Annotated in this window: 19 protein-coding genes, 1 pseudogene and 1 riboswitch; of the genes and pseudogenes, 18 read left to right on the forward strand and 2 right to left on the reverse strand. The window is 39.5% G+C overall.

Going from position 1 to position 18,833, the window contains the following annotated elements:
- Nucleotides 1-169 precede the first annotated feature (169 nt).
- Nucleotides 170-586 carry a hypothetical protein gene (locus tag D1953_RS18425; protein WP_119118615.1) on the reverse strand — a complete coding sequence of 139 codons (417 nt, stop codon included), beginning with the start codon at nucleotides 584-586 and terminating at the stop codon, nucleotides 170-172.
- Nucleotides 587-718: 132 nt separating this feature from the next.
- Here D1953_RS18425 and D1953_RS18430 point away from each other — a divergent pair, with 132 nt between their 5' ends.
- The 13 genes from D1953_RS18430 to purD all read left to right on the forward strand — a co-directional run bounded on the left by D1953_RS18430 (nucleotide 719) and on the right by purD (nucleotide 14,098).
- On the forward strand, nucleotides 719-919 hold the full coding sequence (locus tag D1953_RS18430) for an NETI motif-containing protein (RefSeq protein WP_119118616.1): 201 nt from the start codon (nucleotides 719-721) through the stop codon (nucleotides 917-919).
- A gap of 84 nt (nucleotides 920-1,003) precedes the next feature.
- Nucleotides 1,004-1,105: riboswitch (purine riboswitch) on the forward strand.
- A 120-nt stretch (nucleotides 1,106-1,225) separates the two neighbouring features.
- Nucleotides 1,226-1,714: a 5-(carboxyamino)imidazole ribonucleotide mutase gene (purE, locus tag D1953_RS18435; protein ID WP_119118617.1), complete on the forward strand. Its 489-nt coding sequence runs from the start codon at nucleotides 1,226-1,228 to the stop codon at nucleotides 1,712-1,714.
- Nucleotides 1,698-2,831 carry a 5-(carboxyamino)imidazole ribonucleotide synthase gene (gene purK, locus D1953_RS18440; RefSeq protein ID WP_119118618.1) on the forward strand — a complete coding sequence of 378 codons (1,134 nt, stop codon included), beginning with the start codon at nucleotides 1,698-1,700 and terminating at the stop codon, nucleotides 2,829-2,831. The genes purE and purK overlap by 17 nt, the downstream gene beginning before the upstream one ends.
- Nucleotides 2,832-2,855: 24 nt before the next feature.
- Nucleotides 2,856-4,148: an adenylosuccinate lyase gene (gene purB, locus D1953_RS18445; RefSeq protein ID WP_119118619.1), complete on the forward strand. Its 1,293-nt coding sequence runs from the start codon at nucleotides 2,856-2,858 to the stop codon at nucleotides 4,146-4,148.
- A 98-nt stretch (nucleotides 4,149-4,246) separates the two neighbouring features.
- Nucleotides 4,247-4,966: a phosphoribosylaminoimidazolesuccinocarboxamide synthase gene (purC, locus tag D1953_RS18450; RefSeq protein WP_119118620.1), complete on the forward strand. Its 720-nt coding sequence runs from the start codon at nucleotides 4,247-4,249 to the stop codon at nucleotides 4,964-4,966.
- Nucleotides 4,959-5,213, forward strand: a complete 255-nt coding sequence (gene purS, locus D1953_RS18455) for a phosphoribosylformylglycinamidine synthase subunit PurS (protein WP_119118621.1) — start codon at nucleotides 4,959-4,961, stop codon at nucleotides 5,211-5,213. The genes purC and purS overlap by 8 nt, the downstream gene beginning before the upstream one ends.
- Nucleotides 5,210-5,896 (forward strand): phosphoribosylformylglycinamidine synthase subunit PurQ, encoded by a 687-nt coding sequence (purQ, locus tag D1953_RS18460; RefSeq protein WP_119118622.1) that lies wholly within the window; start codon nucleotides 5,210-5,212, stop codon nucleotides 5,894-5,896. The genes purS and purQ overlap by 4 nt, the downstream gene beginning before the upstream one ends.
- Nucleotides 5,880-8,099 (forward strand): phosphoribosylformylglycinamidine synthase subunit PurL, encoded by a 2,220-nt coding sequence (gene purL / locus D1953_RS18465; protein ID WP_119118623.1) that lies wholly within the window; start codon nucleotides 5,880-5,882, stop codon nucleotides 8,097-8,099. The genes purQ and purL overlap by 17 nt, the downstream gene beginning before the upstream one ends.
- Nucleotides 8,084-9,499, forward strand: a complete 1,416-nt coding sequence (gene purF / locus D1953_RS18470; RefSeq protein ID WP_119118624.1) for an amidophosphoribosyltransferase — start codon at nucleotides 8,084-8,086, stop codon at nucleotides 9,497-9,499. Before purL ends, purF begins: the two co-directional genes overlap by 16 nt.
- A gap of 157 nt (nucleotides 9,500-9,656) precedes the next feature.
- Nucleotides 9,657-10,682, forward strand: a complete 1,026-nt coding sequence (purM, locus tag D1953_RS18475) for a phosphoribosylformylglycinamidine cyclo-ligase (RefSeq protein WP_119118625.1) — start codon at nucleotides 9,657-9,659, stop codon at nucleotides 10,680-10,682.
- Entirely contained in the window at nucleotides 10,682-11,248 is a 567-nt protein-coding gene (gene purN, locus D1953_RS18480; protein WP_119118626.1) for a phosphoribosylglycinamide formyltransferase, read from the forward strand. Before purM ends, purN begins: the two co-directional genes overlap by 1 nt.
- Before the next feature lie 26 nt (nucleotides 11,249-11,274).
- Nucleotides 11,275-12,810, forward strand: coding sequence for a bifunctional phosphoribosylaminoimidazolecarboxamide formyltransferase/IMP cyclohydrolase (gene purH, locus D1953_RS18485; protein WP_119118627.1), 1,536 nt, complete (start codon nucleotides 11,275-11,277; stop codon nucleotides 12,808-12,810).
- Nucleotides 12,811-12,829: 19 nt separating this feature from the next.
- Nucleotides 12,830-14,098 carry a phosphoribosylamine--glycine ligase gene (gene purD, locus D1953_RS18490; protein ID WP_119118628.1) on the forward strand — a complete coding sequence of 423 codons (1,269 nt, stop codon included), beginning with the start codon at nucleotides 12,830-12,832 and terminating at the stop codon, nucleotides 14,096-14,098.
- Nucleotides 14,099-14,152: 54 nt separating this feature from the next.
- On the opposite strand, the gene D1953_RS18495 is transcribed toward purD, so the two are convergent.
- Complete coding sequence (locus D1953_RS18495) at nucleotides 14,153-14,476, reverse strand: YgaP family membrane protein (protein ID WP_119118629.1); 324 nt, start codon at nucleotides 14,474-14,476, stop codon at nucleotides 14,153-14,155.
- A gap of 140 nt (nucleotides 14,477-14,616) precedes the next feature.
- Here D1953_RS18495 and D1953_RS18500 point away from each other — a divergent pair, with 140 nt between their 5' ends.
- From D1953_RS18500 to D1953_RS18520, 5 genes and pseudogenes are all read left to right on the forward strand, one after another.
- Nucleotides 14,617-16,362, forward strand: a complete 1,746-nt coding sequence (locus D1953_RS18500; RefSeq protein ID WP_119118630.1) for an adenine deaminase C-terminal domain-containing protein — start codon at nucleotides 14,617-14,619, stop codon at nucleotides 16,360-16,362.
- A 26-nt stretch (nucleotides 16,363-16,388) separates the two neighbouring features.
- The gene (locus tag D1953_RS18505) at nucleotides 16,389-17,438 is read left to right on the forward strand and encodes a DUF3048 domain-containing protein (RefSeq protein ID WP_119118631.1); all 1,050 of its coding nucleotides are present in this window, start codon (nucleotides 16,389-16,391) and stop codon (nucleotides 17,436-17,438) included.
- A gap of 12 nt (nucleotides 17,439-17,450) precedes the next feature.
- On the forward strand, nucleotides 17,451-17,753 hold the full coding sequence (locus tag D1953_RS18510; RefSeq protein WP_119118632.1) for a YerC/YecD family TrpR-related protein: 303 nt from the start codon (nucleotides 17,451-17,453) through the stop codon (nucleotides 17,751-17,753).
- A gap of 108 nt (nucleotides 17,754-17,861) precedes the next feature.
- Nucleotides 17,862-18,545 carry a heptaprenylglyceryl phosphate synthase gene (pcrB, locus tag D1953_RS18515; RefSeq protein ID WP_119118633.1) on the forward strand — a complete coding sequence of 228 codons (684 nt, stop codon included), beginning with the start codon at nucleotides 17,862-17,864 and terminating at the stop codon, nucleotides 18,543-18,545.
- A gap of 50 nt (nucleotides 18,546-18,595) precedes the next feature.
- Nucleotides 18,596-18,799: pseudogene (locus D1953_RS18520) on the forward strand (UvrD-helicase domain-containing protein); the annotation flags it as partial.
- Nucleotides 18,800-18,833: the final 34 nt, after the last annotated feature.

Raw genomic sequence — 18,833 nt, forward strand, 5'->3', positions numbered from 1 at the left:
CCCCTGTGAGAGTAGGACGTCGCCAAGCAAAACAGAAAAAAGACCAGCAATTTTGCTGGTCTTTTTTCTGTGCTGTTAATAAATTACATATTTTAGTTGGTAAATCAATCAATTTCATTAATAAAGTGAAGGTTTTCACTGATAAATGCTCATTTAAACGACAGTCACCCTATCTCTTCTTTTTATTCAATTGGTTCCACATCTTTTTCCCTGTTAAGAAAGCACCTGAAATAGCTGCAAAGATCAAGAAAAATGCGATAAATCCTAGAAGTCCTATAATAGCATCTTGAAACTCCATATTTCCTCGATTCGTCAATGCTTGTTGAATTTCAATAGCAAAAACTAGAACGATCATACATGTAAACGTATAAAGAAAAGAAAGGATAGTAATACCAAAACGCATTTTAGCTATGATTTTTGATAATACAAGAACAACAAGAAAGATAATGATTCCGATTATTCCCATAATCCAAAAGTGTAAATCTTTATCCGTCCAACCGAGATTTAACGTATGATTGACGAATATTTGGATAAAGTCGTGGAGATTATTTACAATATCTACTAGCATTTGAATAATTTCTTTCAATTATATCCCCCCTTAATTGTTTGATTATAGCAATTAATGATATTCATTTGATAATCATAAGTATTTTACATATACTAAATACAATTTGCATCTTGGATAAAGTAAAATAGGGACAGGAAAGGATTGTGTTTTATGAGTCAGAAAAGTAAGGAGAAGTTTGAGGTGCAAGAGGGAGAAACAATTGATGCGTGTTTGGACCGCATGAAGGCAGCTGGATATTATCCAGTAAGGCGTTGTGAGGAGCCGATATTTGAAGAGCAAATAAAGGATGGTAAGGTCCATTATGAGCCAATTAAAAGGAAAATTGTTTTTGAAGCAAAATTAATCGAGTAAAACACGAACATTAGTTGAATGGTAATAAAATATTATTCGATATTAGCTTGACATCAAAATGCTGTGACGGTAAGATGATGATAGTTAAATAATATTTAGGTATCTCATATAATCAAGGGAATAAGGCCCAAAAGTTTCTACCCAATGACCGTAAATCATTGGACTATGAGTAAAGTAGCTGACCACAGCTGAGACAGCTCAGTCTTTTTGTCTGTTTCAGAATATTGATTGTAATCGGACAGACTGCTTTCTCTCTGGAGAAAGTCTGTCCGTTTTTTATTTTCTAAAGATTTTGGAGGGGAATTTATGAAGCCAGTAGTCGGTGTCATAATGGGAAGTACTTCAGACTGGGAAACGATGAAACACGCATGCGATATATTAGAGCAACTTGAGATTCCTTACGAAAAACAAGTCGTTTCTGCACATCGGACACCTGATTTGCTATTTGAATATGCCGAAAGTGCTAAAGAAAAAGGCTTAAAGGTTATTATTGCAGGTGCAGGTGGAGCAGCTCATCTTCCAGGGATGACAGCAGCGAAGACGATTGTGCCGGTTATTGGTGTGCCTGTTCAATCGAAAGCGCTAAATGGCATGGATTCTTTGTTATCGATTGTTCAGATGCCAGGCGGCGTGCCAGTAGCTACAGTGGCAATCGGAAAGGCTGGAGCGACCAATGCTGGTTTACTTGCGGCTCAAATTCTTGGTACGACGGATGCGACTATTGCTGATAAATTAGAAGGTTTGCGAAACGAATCAAAGGAAAAGGTGTTAGCGAGCAGTGAACAGCTTAAATAATCGAGTAATTTTACCAGGGCAGACAATCGGAATTATTGGCGGCGGGCAACTTGGCAGAATGATGGCGTTGTCGGCTAAAGCATCAGGATTTAAAATTGCTGTGCTTGAACCAGCTGCAGATGGTCCATGTGCTCAAGTCGCTGATATTGAAATAAATGGGGCGTACGATGATATTGCCTCTTTGAAGAAGCTAGCGGATGTTAGTGATGTGATTACGTATGAATTTGAAAATATTAGCTTTGAAGCATTAGATTGGTTGAAGAATCATGCGTATCTTCCACAAGGTTCACAATTGTTGAAGATAACGCAAGATCGGTTAACGGAAAAGAAAGCTATTGCCGATGCAGGAGCAATGGTGGCTCCTTATCGTGAAATTCAAACGATATCAGATATTCATCAATATATAGAAGAATTAGGCTATCCAAGTGTATTAAAAACGACACGCGGAGGCTATGACGGAAAAGGACAGCTTGTTATTAGAGAAGAAGCTGATATTCCTCAAGCTGAACCATTATTAAAAAGTGGTGTGTGCGTGCTAGAAGCATGGATTCCTTTTACGAAAGAGATTTCTGTCATTGTGACGAGAAATGCATTTGGTGATTGTCAACAGTTTCCTGTTGCTGAAAATATTCATGTGGACAATATTTTACATAAAAGTATTGTTCCAGCGCGCATTAGTGAAATGGCTGAGCAACGTGCGATTGAGCAGGCATCTAAGCTTGCTGAAGCATTTGAATTAGTAGGTACGCTAGCAGTGGAAATGTTTTTGACAGAAGATGATAATATTATTGTTAATGAATTAGCACCACGACCACATAATTCTGGGCATTATACAATGGAAGCTTGTGAAACATCGCAGTTTGAACAACATGTTCGTGCGGTTTGCAACTGGCCATTAGGCAATACAGAATTATTAAAGCCGGTAGTGATGGTTAATATTTTAGGTGAACATCTCGATCCACTCTTGAAGGAAATTCCAACGCGTAAAGATTGGAAAGTTCATTTGTACGGTAAAGCGGAAGCTAAGATCAAGCGAAAAATGGGGCATGTGAATATTTTGCGCCCAACGGTTGAGGAAGCTTTGCACGAAAGTAATCAGAGTGGGATATGGAAGTAATTAGTTGAAACGGAGGATGAAATAATGATTGAACGTTATACTCGCCCAGAAATGGGAGCAATTTGGACGGAAGAAAACCGCTTTAAGGCGTGGTTAGAAGTAGAAATTTTGGCATGTGAAGCTTGGTCTGAACTTGGTGTTATTCCGAAAGAAGATGTGAAACTTCTTCGTGAAAATGCAACATTTAATATTAATCGCATTAATGAAATTGAAAAAGAAACTCGCCATGACGTGGTGGCATTTACACGTGCGGTATCGGAGACGGTTGGAGAAGAACGTAAATGGGTCCATTACGGTTTAACGTCAACAGATGTTGTCGATACAGCTCTTTCTTATTTAATTAAACAAGCGAATGATATTTTATCAAAAGACTTAAATAATTTTGTTGAAATCTTAAAAAATAAAGCAAAAGAACATAAATATACTGTGATGATGGGACGTACGCACGGTGTGCATGCTGAACCAACTACATTTGGCTTAAAGCTTGGTCTTTGGTATGAAGAAATGAAACGTAATGTAGAACGTTTTGAAGCAGCTAGAAAGACAATTGAGTTCGGAAAAATGTCTGGAGCTGTTGGCACATACGCAAACATCGATCCATTCGTTGAGCAGTATGTATGTGAGAAATTAGGTTTACAAGCAGCACCGATCTCTACACAAACGCTACAACGTGATCGTCATGCGCACTATATGAGCACATTAGCACTTATTGCAACATCAATCGAAAAATTTGCAACAGAAGTTCGCGGATTACAAAAAAGTGAAACACGTGAAGTAGAAGAGTTCTTCGCAAAAGGTCAAAAAGGATCTTCTGCTATGCCGCATAAACGTAACCCAATCGGTTCTGAAAATATGACGGGTATGGCACGTGTTATTCGTGGATACATGATGACAGCTTACGAAAATGTGTCATTATGGCACGAACGTGACATCTCTCATTCATCTGCAGAGCGCGTTATTTTACCGGATGCAACGATTGCTTTGAACTACATGTTAAATCGTTTTAGCAACATTGTTAAAAACTTAACAGTTTATCCGGAAAATATGAAACGCAATATGGACCGTACACTAGGTCTCATTTTCTCTCAGCGAGTACTGCTTGCTTTAATTGATAAAGGACTTGTTCGTGAAGAAGCTTACGATACTGTACAACCAAAAGCGATGCAAGCGTGGGAATTACAAGTTCCATTCCGAAGCTTAATCGAAAAAGATGATAAAATTACGAGCTTATTGACAAAAGAAGAACTAGATGATTGTTTCGATCCAACATATCATCTGAAAAATGTCGATGTAATCTTTGATCGTTTAGGATTGTAAGAAACAAACAAGCGTTTAATCGAAATCGAGTTAAACGCTTGTTATCACGAAAATACTTAATTGTATTATTCCCAATATTCAATATGGAGGACGGACAGATGGAGAAACGAGAATTGCTTTATGAAGGAAAAGCCAAACGAATTTATGCAACGGATAATAATGAGGTTGTATGGGTGGAGTTTAAAGACTCGGCAACAGCTTTTAATGGAGAAAAGAAATCAGAAATCGAAGGTAAAGGGGCTTTAAATAATCAAATTACAAGTTTATTATTTGCGAAGCTAAAGGAAGAAAATATTCCTTCTCACTTTATTGAAAAGATTTCTGAACGAGAACAGCTTGTAAAAAAGGTTGAGATTATTCCACTTGAAGTAGTTATCCGTAATACAGCTGCTGGTAGTTTTTCCAAACGCTTGGGCGTTGAAGAAGGTACATCATTAAAAAAACCGTTAGTGGAGTTTTATTATAAAGACGATTCACTTGGTGATCCCCTGTTAACTGAAGACCATATTGAAGAGCTAGAGATTGCAAGTCGTGAGGAAATTGCTATTTTAAAAGAAAAAGGGTTAGAAGTAAATCGAGTTCTATCCGTATTTTTCGAAGAATTGGGAATAAAATTAATTGACTTTAAATTAGAGTTTGGGAAAACATCAGATGGCGCGATTTTATTGGCGGATGAAATTTCTCCAGATAATTGCCGCTTTTGGGATGCTAAAACAAACGAGAAAATGGATAAAGACGTATTCCGTCGAGATTTAGGGAATTTAACAGACGCATACAAGAAAATTTTAGCTAAGCTGGAGGGTATTCAACATGTATAAGGTTAAAGTATATATCACACTAAGAGAAAGCGTACTAGATCCTCAAGGAGCGGCTGTTCAACAATCGCTTCATACATTAACGTACAATGAAGTAAGCGATGTACGTATCGGGAAATACATCGAGCTAACAATTGATAAAACAGAACGTGATTTAGATCAATTGGTTAAAGAAATGTGTGAAAAGTTATTAGCGAATACGGTTATTGAAGACTATCGTTATGAAGTTGAGGAGGTTGTCGCTCAATGAAGTTTGCCGTAATTGTTTTCCCTGGCTCAAATTGTGATGTTGATATGTTCCACGCAATTAAAGATGCTCTTGGAGAAGAAGTAGAATATGTTTGGCATTCAGCCGACAATCTTGATGAATACGACGGCATTCTTCTACCAGGTGGTTTCTCGTATGGAGATTACTTGCGTTGTGGAGCGATTGCTCGTTTCTCTAACGTCATGGCGGAAGTAGTAAAAGCAGCAGAGGCTGGCAAACCAGTTCTTGGCGTTTGTAACGGATTCCAAATCTTACTTGAGGCAGGGTTGCTTCCAGGTGCGATGCGTCGCAATGACGGTTTAAAATTCATTTGCCGTAATGTAGAACTTCAAGTAGCGAACAATGAAACGATGTTCACAACAAGCTACGAAGCAAATGAAACGATTACTGTGCCAATTGCACATGGTGAAGGAAATTACTACTGTGACGAAGCAACACTTGCTGAATTAAAAGAAAACAAACAAATCGTCTTTACGTATGCGGGTACAAACCCGAACGGAAGTCTTGAAGATATTGCAGGTATTACAAATAAACAAGGGAATGTACTTGGCATGATGCCACACCCTGAACGTGCCGTTGATGAGTTGCTTGGCAGCACAGACGGCTTAAAGATTTTTCAATCCATCGTAAAAAACTGGAGGGAAACACATGTTGTTACAGCTTGAACCAAATCCGGAGATGATTAAATCCGAACGCATCTACGCAGAAATGGGACTTTCCGATTCGGAATTTGCCATGGTGGAGAAAATCTTAGGCAGACTGCCAAACTACACGGAAACAGGATTGTTTTCAGTTATGTGGTCAGAGCATTGTTCTTATAAAAACTCCAAGCCTATTTTAAAGAAGTTCCCGATTACAGGGGAAAAAGTGCTTCAAGGACCTGGTGAAGGTGCAGGAATCGTTGATATCGGCGATAACCAAGCAGTTGTTTTCAAAATTGAAAGCCACAACCACCCATCAGCTATTGAACCATACCAAGGGGCTGCAACAGGAGTCGGCGGAATCATTCGTGACGTTTTCTCAATGGGTGCACGTCCAATTGCGATGCTGAACTCATTACGTTTCGGTGAATTAGATAATGACCGTGTAAAATATTTATTTAAAGAAGTAGTAGCTGGAATTGCAGGCTATGGAAACTGTATCGGAATTCCGACAGTCGGCGGTGAAGTTCAATTTGATCCATCTTATGAAGGAAATCCGCTTGTTAATGCAATGTGTGTGGGCTTAATTAACCATGAAGATATTAAAAAAGGTCAAGCACACGGCGTTGGTAATACGGTTATGTATGTAGGAGCGAAAACAGGTCGTGACGGTATTCACGGTGCTACATTTGCTTCTGAAGAGCTTTCAGAGGATTCTGATGAGAAGCGTCCAGCGGTTCAAGTTGGGGATCCATTCATGGAGAAACTACTTCTTGAAGCATGTCTTGAATTGATTCAATCGGATGCCTTAGTTGGAATTCAAGATATGGGAGCAGCGGGCTTAACAAGTTCATCTGCTGAAATGGCAAGTAAAGCAGGTTCTGGGATTATGATGAATCTTGATCTTGTTCCACAACGTGAAACAGGCATGACAGCATACGAAATGATGCTTTCTGAATCACAAGAGCGTATGTTAATTGTTGTGAAAAAAGGTCGCGAACAAGAAATCGTTGATTTATTTACGAAATATGATTTAGAAGCGGTAGCTGTTGGGGAAGTAACAGATGATAAAAACTTAACGTTATATCACCAAGGTCAAATTGTTGCACAAGTACCAGTTGATGCATTAGCCGAAGATGCACCGGTGTATCATAAACCATCAAGCGAACCGCAACGATTCCGTGATTTCCAAGCGATGGAACCAAAAGTACCAGCTGTTACGGATTATAAAGAAACATTACTTGCTCTTTTACAACAACCAACGATTGCAAGCAAAGAGTGGGTATATGATCAATATGATTATATGGTTCGTACAAACACAGTTATTGCACCAGGTTCTGACGCAGCAGTTGTACGTGTACGCGGCACAAATAAAGCATTAGCGATGACAACAGATTGTAACTCTCGCTATTTATACTTAGATCCGGAAACAGGTGGAAAAATTGCAGTAGCGGAAGCAGCTCGTAACATTATTTGTTCTGGTGCTGAGCCACTTGCAATTACAGACTGCTTAAACTTTGGTAATCCAGAGAAACCAGAAATTTTCTGGCAATTAGAAAAAGCAGCAGACGGCATGAGCGATGCTTGCCGTACATTAAGCACGCCTGTTATCGGCGGAAACGTTTCATTATATAACGAAACAAACGGTGAAGCTGTGTACCCGACTCCAGTTGTTGGGATGGTTGGTCTTGTGAAAGATGTAAAACATATTACTACACAGTCTTTCAAAAATGAAGGTGACTTCATCTATGTAGTAGGCGAAGCGAAGCCTGAATTTGGAGGAAGTGAGCTTCAAAAATTGACTGAAGGTGAAATTTTCGGTCGTGCACCAGAAATCGATTTAGACGTAGAACAAGCACGTCAGCAACAAATTTTAGCGGCTATTCAAGCAGGACTAATCAAGTCAGCTCATGATGTTGCTGAAGGTGGTTTGGCTGTAGCTCTTTCTGAATCATTATTTGGTGAAAAAGCGCTTGGTGCATCAGTTACTGTAACTGGTGAAGCAGTAACAGCTCTTTTCAGTGAAACACAATCACGTTTCTTAATATCTGTAAGTCCTGAAAACCAAGCTGCATTTGAAGCAACTGTGAAAGATGCGGTACAAATCGGTACGGTAACAAATGATGCAACATTACGTATTTCTTCAGAAGAAACAACGCTAGTAGAAGCGAATGTACAAGAATTACAAACAGCTTGGAAAGGAGCTATCCCATGCTTGCTGAAATAAAAGGCTTAAACGAAGAGTGTGGTGTTGTCGGGGTTTGGGGACATCCAGATGCAGCTCAATTGGCTTATTATGGGCTTCATAGCTTGCAGCATCGTGGTCAAGAGGGAGCGGGAATCGTCACAACAGACGGTTCTAAGCTTTCGATTTCAAAAGGCGAGGGACTTGTTACAGAGATTTTTACAGCGGAGAAAATGAAAGAGCTATCTGGCTCTGGTAAAGCAGCGATTGGTCATGTAAGGTATGCAACAGCAGGCGGCGGCGGCTATCAGAATGTCCAACCGTTCTTATTCCAATCGATTACAGGCGGGTTGGCACTTGCTCATAACGGAAACTTAGTAAATGCAACTCAATTGAAAGCACAGTTAGAGGGTCAAGGCAGTATCTTTCAAACAACTTCCGATACAGAAGTATTGGCACATTTAATTAAGCGCTCAGGTTTTCCGACTTTGAAGGAATCGGTAAAAAATAGCTTAAGTTTAATAAAAGGTGCCTATGCATTCGTTATTTTGACGGAAACAGAAATGATTTTAGCGTTGGATCCGCACGGTCTTCGTCCACTTTCACTTGGAAAAATTGGCGATGCGTATATTGCGGCGTCTGAAACATGTGCGCTTGATATTGTCGGAGCTGAATTTGTTCGTGATATTGAGCCTGGAGAGCTTGTTGTAATTAATGATGAAGGAATTACATCAGAATTTTTCTCCAAGTCTAGTCAACGTGCGATGTGTGCAATGGAGTATGTATATTTCTCTCGCCCGGATAGTAATATTGATGGAATTAATGTTCATACAGCTCGAAAAAATCTTGGTAAACAGTTAGCAAAAGAAGCAAAAATTGAGGCAGATGTTGTGACTGGTGTACCGGATTCAAGTATTTCAGCAGCGATTGGATATGCTGAGGCAACGGGCATTCCATACGAAATGGGCTTGATTAAAAACCGCTATGTCGGCCGAACATTTATTCAACCTTCTCAGTCTCTTCGTGAACAAGGGGTAAAGATGAAACTTTCTCCTGTTCGTGGAGTAGTAGAAGGAAAACGTGTTGTCATGGTTGATGATTCAATTGTACGTGGAACAACAAGTCGTCGTATTGTAAATATGTTGAAGGATGCCGGTGCAAAAGAAGTGCATGTAGTTATTAGCTCACCGCCGATTAAGAATCCTTGCTTCTATGGAATTGATACATCGACAACGTCAGAATTGATTGCTAGTTCTAAATCAATCGAAGAAATTCGTGAGCTAATTGGTGCGGATTCTTTAACGTTTTTAAGCGTGGAAGGAATGGTCGAAGCAATTGGCCGTCCATTCGCTGGAGAGACACGTGGTTCTTGTCTTGCCTGTTTCACAGGGAACTATCCAACAGAGGTTTATGATTACGAGCTTGAAACAGTTAAATGCTAACGCTTATTAGGTCCCAATTAGAGGGACCTAATAAATGAAGTTTTACTTTAGATAATTTTTAAAGAGTACCAACATTTAGCTTTAGGCGCCTTCGGCTTGAGGTCATAAGCTGATAGCCAGGCGTCTTACGCTTTTCTAATTATTAGGAGGTTTCTTGATGGCTAACGCATATAAGCAAGCTGGTGTGGATATCGAAGCTGGCTATGAGGCAGTAAATCGGATGAAAAAACATGTAGCACGCACGATGCGCCCTGAAGTAATGAACGGTCTGGGCGGTTTTGGGGGCATGTTTGATTTATCTTCTTTAGGATTAAAAGAGCCTGTTCTTGTTTCAGGTACGGATGGAGTCGGTACGAAATTATTACTTGCTTTCATGATGGACAAGCACGATACAATCGGAATTGATGCTGTAGCGATGTGTGTTAATGATGTAGTAGTACAAGGCGCTGCTCCTCTTTACTTCCTTGACTATATCGCTTGTGGAAAAGCAGATCCTGCTCGTATTGAAATGATTGTTAAAGGTGTAGCAGAAGGTTGCGAGCAAGCTGGTTGTGCATTAATTGGCGGTGAAACAGCCGAAATGCCAGGTATGTATGAGATTGAAGAGTATGATGTAGCAGGCTTTACAGTAGGTGCTTGTGAAAAATCACGTTTAATAACAGGAGAAAATATTGCAGAGGGCGATGTGTTAATCGGTCTTGCTTCAAGTGGTATTCATAGCAATGGCTATTCTCTTGTACGTAAAATTCTTCTTGAAGATGCCGGAATGAAGTTACAAGATTTTGTTCCAGAGTTTAATCGTACATTAGGCGAAGAATTATTAACGCCAACAAAAATTTACGTTCGTTCCATCTTATCAACATTGGAAAAATACGAATTAAAAGGACTTGCTCATATTACTGGCGGCGGTTTTATCGAAAATATTCCACGTATGCTTCCAGAAGGAACAGGCGTTGACATTAAACTAGGAAGCTGGACTATTCCAACTGTGTTCAATTACCTTGAGGAAAAAGGAAAATTACAACAACAAGAAATGTTTAATATTTTTAACATGGGAATCGGTATGGTTGCTGTCGTGAAAAAAGAAGAAGCAGAACAAGTACTTGCTCATTTTGAACAATGTGGAGAAACAGCTTCTATTATTGGGACAGTTGTTGCTGGTGAAGGAGTGTCCTTCAGCTGATGAAAAAAATTGCGGTTTTTGCATCAGGGAATGGATCGAACTTTCAATCCGTTATAGACGCTATTAAAGCAGGGAAACTTGCAGCTGAAATTGGCCTCGTTGTCTGTGATAAAGAGGAAGCTTTTGTGCTTGAGCGCGCAAAGGCGGAACAGGTAGAAGCATTTAGCTTTTCACCGAAAAATTATCCGAGCAAAGAGGCCTTTGAAATGGAAATTTTAGAAAAATTGCGTGAACGGGATATTGAATTTATTGTTTTAGCAGGCTATATGCGTTTAATTGGCCCAACTCTTCTACAGGCATATTCACATCGAATGGTTAATATTCATCCATCTCTTTTGCCTGCTTTTCCAGGTAAGGATGCGATTGGACAAGCATTTCAAGCCCGCGTGAAATTAACCGGAGTAACCATTCATTACGTCGATGAAGGAATGGATACAGGGCCAATCATTGCCCAAAGAGCTGTACCAGTACTTGATGATGACACAAGAGAAACGTTGCAAACACGAATACAAGAAACGGAACATGAGATGTATCCTGCTGTTTTAGCGGAACTATTTCAAAAATAATGCTACATATGGAGGGACAAACACAAATGACAAAGCGTGCTTTAATTAGTGTATCGGATAAAACAGGGGTTGTAGAGTTCGCAAAAGGGTTAAAAGAAGCTGGTTTTGACATTATCTCAACAGGTGGTACAAGTAAAACACTTCAAGAAAACGGAATTGAAGTAATCGGAATTAGTGAAGTAACGGGATTCCCGGAAATTTTAGATGGTCGTGTTAAAACTCTACATCCGAATGTTCACGGAGCAGTATTAGCGAAGCACGGTGATGCTGATCATGCAGCTCAATTAAAAGAGCATAATATTGAGCCTATTCAATTAGTATGTGTAAACTTATATCCTTTCCAAGCAACAATTGCTAAACCAGACGTAACAGTAGAAGATGCGATTGAAAACATTGATATCGGTGGACCGACAATGCTTCGTTCTTCTGCTAAAAACCATGAATATGTAACAGTTGTTGTAGATTCAGCGGATTACGATACAGTTTTAGCAGAATTAAAAGAGAATGGTGCGGTATCAAAAGCAACGAATCGTCGCTTAGCAGCAAAAGTATTCCGTCATACAGCAGCATATGATGCAGTTATTTCTGAATACATGACAGAGCTTGCTGGAGAAGAAAATCCAGAATCGTTAACGGTTACTTATGAGTTAAAGCAATCTTTACGTTATGGTGAAAACCCACACCAAAAAGCAGCTTTTTATAAAAAGCCACTTGGTTCTGTTTTCTCTATTGCAGAGGCAAAACAATTGCACGGTAAAGAACTTTCTTATAACAACATTAATGATGCAGATGCTGCATTGCAAATTGTTCAAGAATTCACAGAGCCAGCGGCGGTAGCGGTGAAACATATGAACCCATGTGGTGTAGGAACTGGTGAAACTATTCTTGAAGCATATGAAAAAGCATACGAAGCTGACTCAACTTCTATTTTTGGCGGCATTATCGCGTTAAACCGTGAAGTAGATAAAGCAACAGCTGAAAAACTTCATGAAATTTTCTTAGAAATCATTATTGCGCCAAGCTTCTCTGATGAGGCGATTGAAGTATTAACAAGCAAGAAAAATATTCGTTTGTTAACGGTGGATTTTGAAGCAGCGAAAAAACCAGAACGTAAACTTACTTCTATCGAAGGCGGCGTGTTAGTTCAAGACCGTGATGCGTACAGCCTGAAGGATGCAGATGTGAAAGTTGTTACAAAACGCGAACCAACAGCTGAAGAGTGGAAAGCGCTTGAACTTGGTTGGAAAGTTGTAAAACATGTGAAATCCAATGCTATCGTTGTAACAGACGGTCAAATGACTCTTGGTGTTGGTGCTGGTCAAATGAACCGTGTTGGTGCAGCAAAAATTGCTTTAGAGCAAGCTGGAGAAAAAGCAAAAGGAAGCGCACTTGCTTCAGATGCATTCTTCCCAATGGATGATACAGTAGAAGCGGCAGCACAAGCTGGCGTAACAGCTATTATCCAAACAGGCGGATCAATCAGAGATGAAGATTCTATTAAAAAAGCAGATGAGTATGGCATTGCGATGGTATTCACAGGAGTTCGTCACTTTAAACATTAATAAATAAGGAGGTTTGTTTATGAATGTATTAGTTATTGGTCGCGGCGGCCGTGAACATGCGATTGCTCGCAAACTTTCTGAAAGTAAGTCTGTAGAAAAAGTGTTTGTTGCACCAGGTAATCCAGGTATGACAGACGTAGCAGAGCTTGTTGCGATTGACGAAACAAATCATGCAGAACTTGTTGCATTTGCAAAAGAGCAAAACATTGGATTAACATTTATTGGTCCTGAGATTCCATTATTAAATGGATTAGCAGATGATTTTACAGAAGCAGGCTTAACTGTATATGGTCCGAACAGCAAAGCGGCGGTCATTGAAGGCAGTAAATCATTTGCCAAAGATTTAATGAAAAAATACGACATTCCAACAGCATTTTACGAAACGTTTACCGACTATGAAAGTGCGAAAGCATATATTGAAAAAGTTGGTGCACCAATCGTAATTAAAGCGGACGGCTTAGCTGCTGGTAAAGGTGTTGTCGTAGCGATGACTCTTGAGGAAGCATTAGAAGCAGTTCATGATATGCTTGTTGATGCAAAATTTGGTGAAGCAAGTGCAAAAGTTGTAGTCGAGGAATTTTTGGATGGTGAAGAATTCTCATTAATGGCTTTTGTAAACGATACAAAAGTGTATCCAATGGTAATCGCTCAAGACCATAAACGTGTGTTTGATGGAGATAAAGGTCCAAACACAGGTGGAATGGGGGCGTATTCTCCTGTGCCGCAAATTTCTGATGAAGTAGTATCGAAAGCAGTTGAAACGATTCTTCGGCCAACAGTGAATGCGATGGTAGCTGAAGGTCGCAGCTTTACAGGTATTTTGTATGCGGGGCTTATTCATACGGAAAAAGGTACAAAGGTTATTGAATTCAATGCGCGTTTCGGAGATCCAGAAACACAAGTGGTGCTTCCACGTTTGAAAACGGATTTCGTAGAAGTATTACAAGCTGTATTAGCTGGTGAAGATATTAATATTGAATGGCATGAGGAGGCAGTCCTTGGGGTTGTTGTCGCAGCAGAAGGCTACCCTGGTGATGTAAAGAAAGGATCAGTTATTACTGGTTTGGACAAAATTAGTGATAATGCCCATGTGTATCATGCTGGAACAGCGAAAAATAGCGATGGCCAATTTGTTTCTAATGGTGGTCGTGTATTGCTTGTAGCAGCAAAAGGTAAGGATTTATTATCTGCTCAACAAGAAGTATATCAACAACTTGAGAACATCTCAAAAGATGGCCTATTTTGGCGCAAAGATATTGGATATCGTGCGATTGGTATCAAAGCATAATTCATATAAACAGAAAGACGAGCATCGAATGGCGATGCTCGTCTTTTATATGATTTAGTGTGAGGGTTCATTGTGGTGATTAGATTGCTCATCTTTTTCAGTAATATCCTCTGGAAGAAAGTTTTTTATAGCATCTGCTACTTGAGAGTCTTTTTGTTTAGATGAGTCAACAGAGTCTCTTTGCTGCATTAAGTCAACGATTGGACAATAGCGAAGAATCCCTTCCCCAATTTTCATGCCAGCCATCATGGCAACAAATAAATATGATTCTTTCCATGGTTTTTTTGCCATTTTAGCGATGGCCCAAGCTAATACTGTAAAACCACAAGTAATACGTAATAAAGAGTTAAGGATACTGATATTCCGTTCAAACTTCATTTGCCATCTTCCTTTCATAAAAAATTAACAGTAATAGGAGATAAGTTTACTGTGTTTAGCTAAATAAATGTGATACTATAAACATAAAATTAATCGGATGTTACCACAATTTGTTTCAGATACTTTATGGGGGGATGTTCATGTCAGAACAACGCTATAGGTGGAAAAATAAACATCTGCGAGAGCATATTGAGGTGCTGGATGGTCAGCGTGCACCACATCTTTTATTAACGAATGCTACGTATTTAAATCAAACGATGAGACAATGGATTACAGCAAACATTTGGATCTACGATGATCGAATTGTCTATGTTGGAAATAACCTTCCCGAGATTACAGATGGTTGCGAAGTGGTAGATTGTACCGGGCAAGTTTTAGTACCGGGATATATTGAACCACATGCACATCCATTTCAGTTATATAATCCCCATTCTTTTAGCCGCTATACATCATCTTTTGGAACGACAACACTTATCAATGACAACTTGCTATTGCTCCTTCAATTGAATAAAAAGAAAGCGTTTTCTTTTTTGAGGGAACTCCGAAATATCCCAACATCAATGTATTGGTGGATGCGCTTTGACTCCCAAACAGAATTAAATGAGGAGGAGAGCTTTATTTCTCATAGTGCTGTAAAGTCTTGGCTTGAGCATGATGCTGTTCTTCAAGGGGGAGAGTTAACAGGGTGGCCGCGATTGTTAGCGGGGGATGACATGATGCTTCACTGGATTCAAGAAGCAAAACGAATGCGTAAAAAAATTGAAGGGCATTTTCCAGGAGCATCTGAGAAAACATTAGCGAAAATGATGCTGTTTGGGGCAGATAGTGATCATGAGGCGATGACGGGGGATGAAGTGATGAATCGTCTGCTGCAGGGCTATTCTGTATCTTTAAGATATTCATCGATTCGACCGGATTTACCTAAATTACTACAGGAAATTCATGAATTAGGTATTGATCAATACGATCACCTTTTTTTAACAACAGATGGTTCTCCGCCTTCTTTTTATGAGCAGGGGTGTATGGATGTATTAATTAAACTAGCGATTGAGAATGGCGTTCCTATTATTGACGCTTATAATATGGCCACTGTGAATATTGCTCGTTATTATAATATTGACCATTTGCATGGCAATATTGCAACGGGGCGAGTAGCGAATATTAACTTTTTAACGGATGCTATGAGTCCAGCACCTGTGTCTGTACTAGCCAAAGGACAATGGGTGAAACGAGACGGTGTTTCTATGGAACTGGACCGACCAATTAGTTGGCAAGAGTTCGGTTTCGACCGTCTTGAATTAGATTGGCAATTAGATCTTGCAGAGGACTTTGAATTTTCGATGCCATTTGGAATTGAAATGATGAATAATGTAATTACGAAGCCTTATTCAATTGCTTGTGATGTTGGAAACGAAGAATTGCCTTTTGAGCACGATGAGTGCTTTTTTATGCTGATTGACCGAGAAGGAAAATGGAGAATTAATACAATTTTAAAAGGGTTCGCTAATAGACTATGCGGGTTTGCAGCGTCATACACTAGTACAGGCGACATTATTTTGATTGGAAAACGAAAAAAAGATATACTTGTTGCTTTTAATCGGATGAAAGAACTAGGTGGTGGCATCGTTATTGCAGAATACGGAGAAATCATTGGTGAGCTGCCTCTTGTATTAAGAGGAGTAATGTCTGATAAATCTGTTCCTGAATTGATTCAAGAGGAAAATTGGATTAAACAATTATTAAAGGAAAGAGGCTATCGGTTTGCAGATCCGATTTATACGCTGCAATTTTTCTCGACGACTCATTTGCCTTACATTCGTGTCACGCAAAGAGGGCTTTATGATGTTATGAATAAAACTGTACTCTTTCCTACGATAATGCGTTAAAATATAAAAGAAACCAAGGGAGTGGGATGATGAAACGTAACATCGTGCTGTGTCTATTGGTTGCAGGGGTATTGATAACAGGGTGTTCAAAAAAGGAAGAAGTTCAGGAGCCGGTTCCAGTAGAAGAGGATGTACAAAAGGAAGAAGCTGAAGCGCCCGAATTCGTTCATACTTACCCATTAACTGGTGTCGGTACAAATGATTCAATCGATCAGCGCGCGGTTGCGGTGATGGTGAATAATCATACGAAAGCTCGTCCACAGTCGGGTCTTACCAAAGCGGATATTGTTTATGAAATGCTGGCGGAAGGCGAAGTTACACGATTATTAGCGGTATATCAAAGCGAAAAACCAGAAAAGGTAGGCCCAATTCGTAGTGCACGCGATTATTATATAGAGCTTGCCAAAGGATTGGATTGTATCTATGTTTGTCATGGAAATAGTCCAGATGCTGAGAGGATGCTTAAACAAGGATATATCGATCATTTGAATGGTTTGTATTATGATGGTACGCTATTTAAGCGTTCGAGTGAACGAAAAGCTCCGCATAATTCTTATATTAGTTTTGAAAATATTGAAAAGGGAGCAATGGAAAAGGGGTATAATTTGACTGGTGCACCAGCCTCTTTCGTTTTTTTAAATAAAGAAGAGATAAAAAGGTTAGAAGGAGATTCTGTAACAAAAGTTAGTATTAACTATGGAGTCCCGGCCTATAATACGCAGTTTGAGTATGATGTACAACAAGAAAAATATAAAAGATATTCAAACGGCGAGCAAACAAAGGAGGCAGCGACATCTGTTCCTGTACTTGTCGATAATGTCTTGATTATTGAGACAGCACATCGAGTAATAGATAAAGTTGGCCGCCGCGATATTGACCTGCAAAGTGGAGGAAAAGGCTATCTGCTTCAAAAAGGGAAAGTGAAGGAAGTAGAATGGATAAATAAAGACGGAAGAATTGTTCCAGTTTCAAATGGGGGAGATGTTGGCTTGATTCCAGGGAAAACGTGGGTTAACATTATACCGAACCAACCTGGGTTGACCCAAAGCGTAACCTTGAATGCTGCTGGAAATTGAGGAGGAAGTATTATGCAAATCGATAAGATAAGAGGAAAGGAAACCGATCAGTTATTCAAAGCGATCCAGTCCTTACGTGATCTTGATGAATGCTATCGATTTTTCGATGATTTATGTACGGTAAATGAAATCCAATCCTTAGCGCAGCGACTTGAGGTAGCTCGTATGCTTGAAGAAGGAAAAACGTATCATAAAATCGAAACAGAAACGGGAGCCAGTACAGCGACGATTTCTCGTGTGAAACGTTGTTTAAATTATGGAAATGATGCTTACTCAATGGCTCTTAATCGTATTAAAGAGGAACCAACTGAATGATAATAAAAGGATTACAAAAAGCCGAGGAATCGTTCCCGGCTTTTCTTTGAGTTCTAAAAAATCTTAGTGCTATAATGGTGTAATGGCAGAAGAGAATGGAGGATAACCATGTACGATTTTCGCGAGTGGAAACATGTGTTTAAGCTCGATCCTAATAAAGAAATAACAGATGAAGATCTTGAAAAAGTGTGTGAATCGGGGACAGACGCCATATTGGTTGGTGGGACAGATGGAGTAACGTTAGAAAATGTTCTGCATTTAATGGCTCGTATTCGCCGCTATACTGTACCATGTGTGCTGGAGGTTTCGTCTATTGAAACCGTTACACCAGGATTTGATTTATATTTTATTCCGAGTGTACTCAATAGTAAGAATCCGGACTGGATGATGGGGCTGCATCAGAAAGCGGTCAAGGAATATGGGTTACTGATGAATTGGGATGAAGTATTTGTTGAAGGGTACTGTATTTTAAACGCAGAGTGCAAAGCTGCACAATTAACCGAGGCAAATACAACGCTTGATGAGGAAGATGTGGCGGCCTATGCGATGGTGGCTGAAAAGATGTTTAACTTGCCAATTTTCTATTTGGAATACAGTGGGAACTATGGAGATGTGTCGGTTGTTCAAGCGGCTAAAGAGAACCTAGAAAATACGGTTCTTTTTTATGGTGGAGGTATTATGTCAGCTCTTCAAGCAAGCGAAATGGCTCAATTTGCTGATGTTGTCGTTGTTGGTAATATTGTTTATGACGATTTAAAAGCTGCTTTAGAAACAGTTAAAGCTGTTAAATAGCTATAGATGTAGTATAATTCAAGAACAAACGTTCGTAAGGTGGTGCAATGATGCAATTTTTAGTAGAGAAATTATTAAATGGGTTGAATCCACAGCAGCAACAAGCAGTTAAAGCAACAGAAGGTCCTCTATTAATTATGGCAGGAGCAGGAAGCGGAAAGACACGTGTGCTGACTCATCGGATTGCTTATTTAATGGTAGAGAAGCAAGTCGCGCCGTGGAATATTTTAGCCATTACGTTTACAAATAAAGCCGGTGTGCTCTGTTCTCACACAATCTGATTCAGAA

It is taken from the genome of Peribacillus asahii (genome assembly GCF_003570725.1).
GTDB classification, from domain to species: Bacteria; Bacillota; Bacilli; order Bacillales; family DSM-1321; genus Peribacillus; species Peribacillus asahii.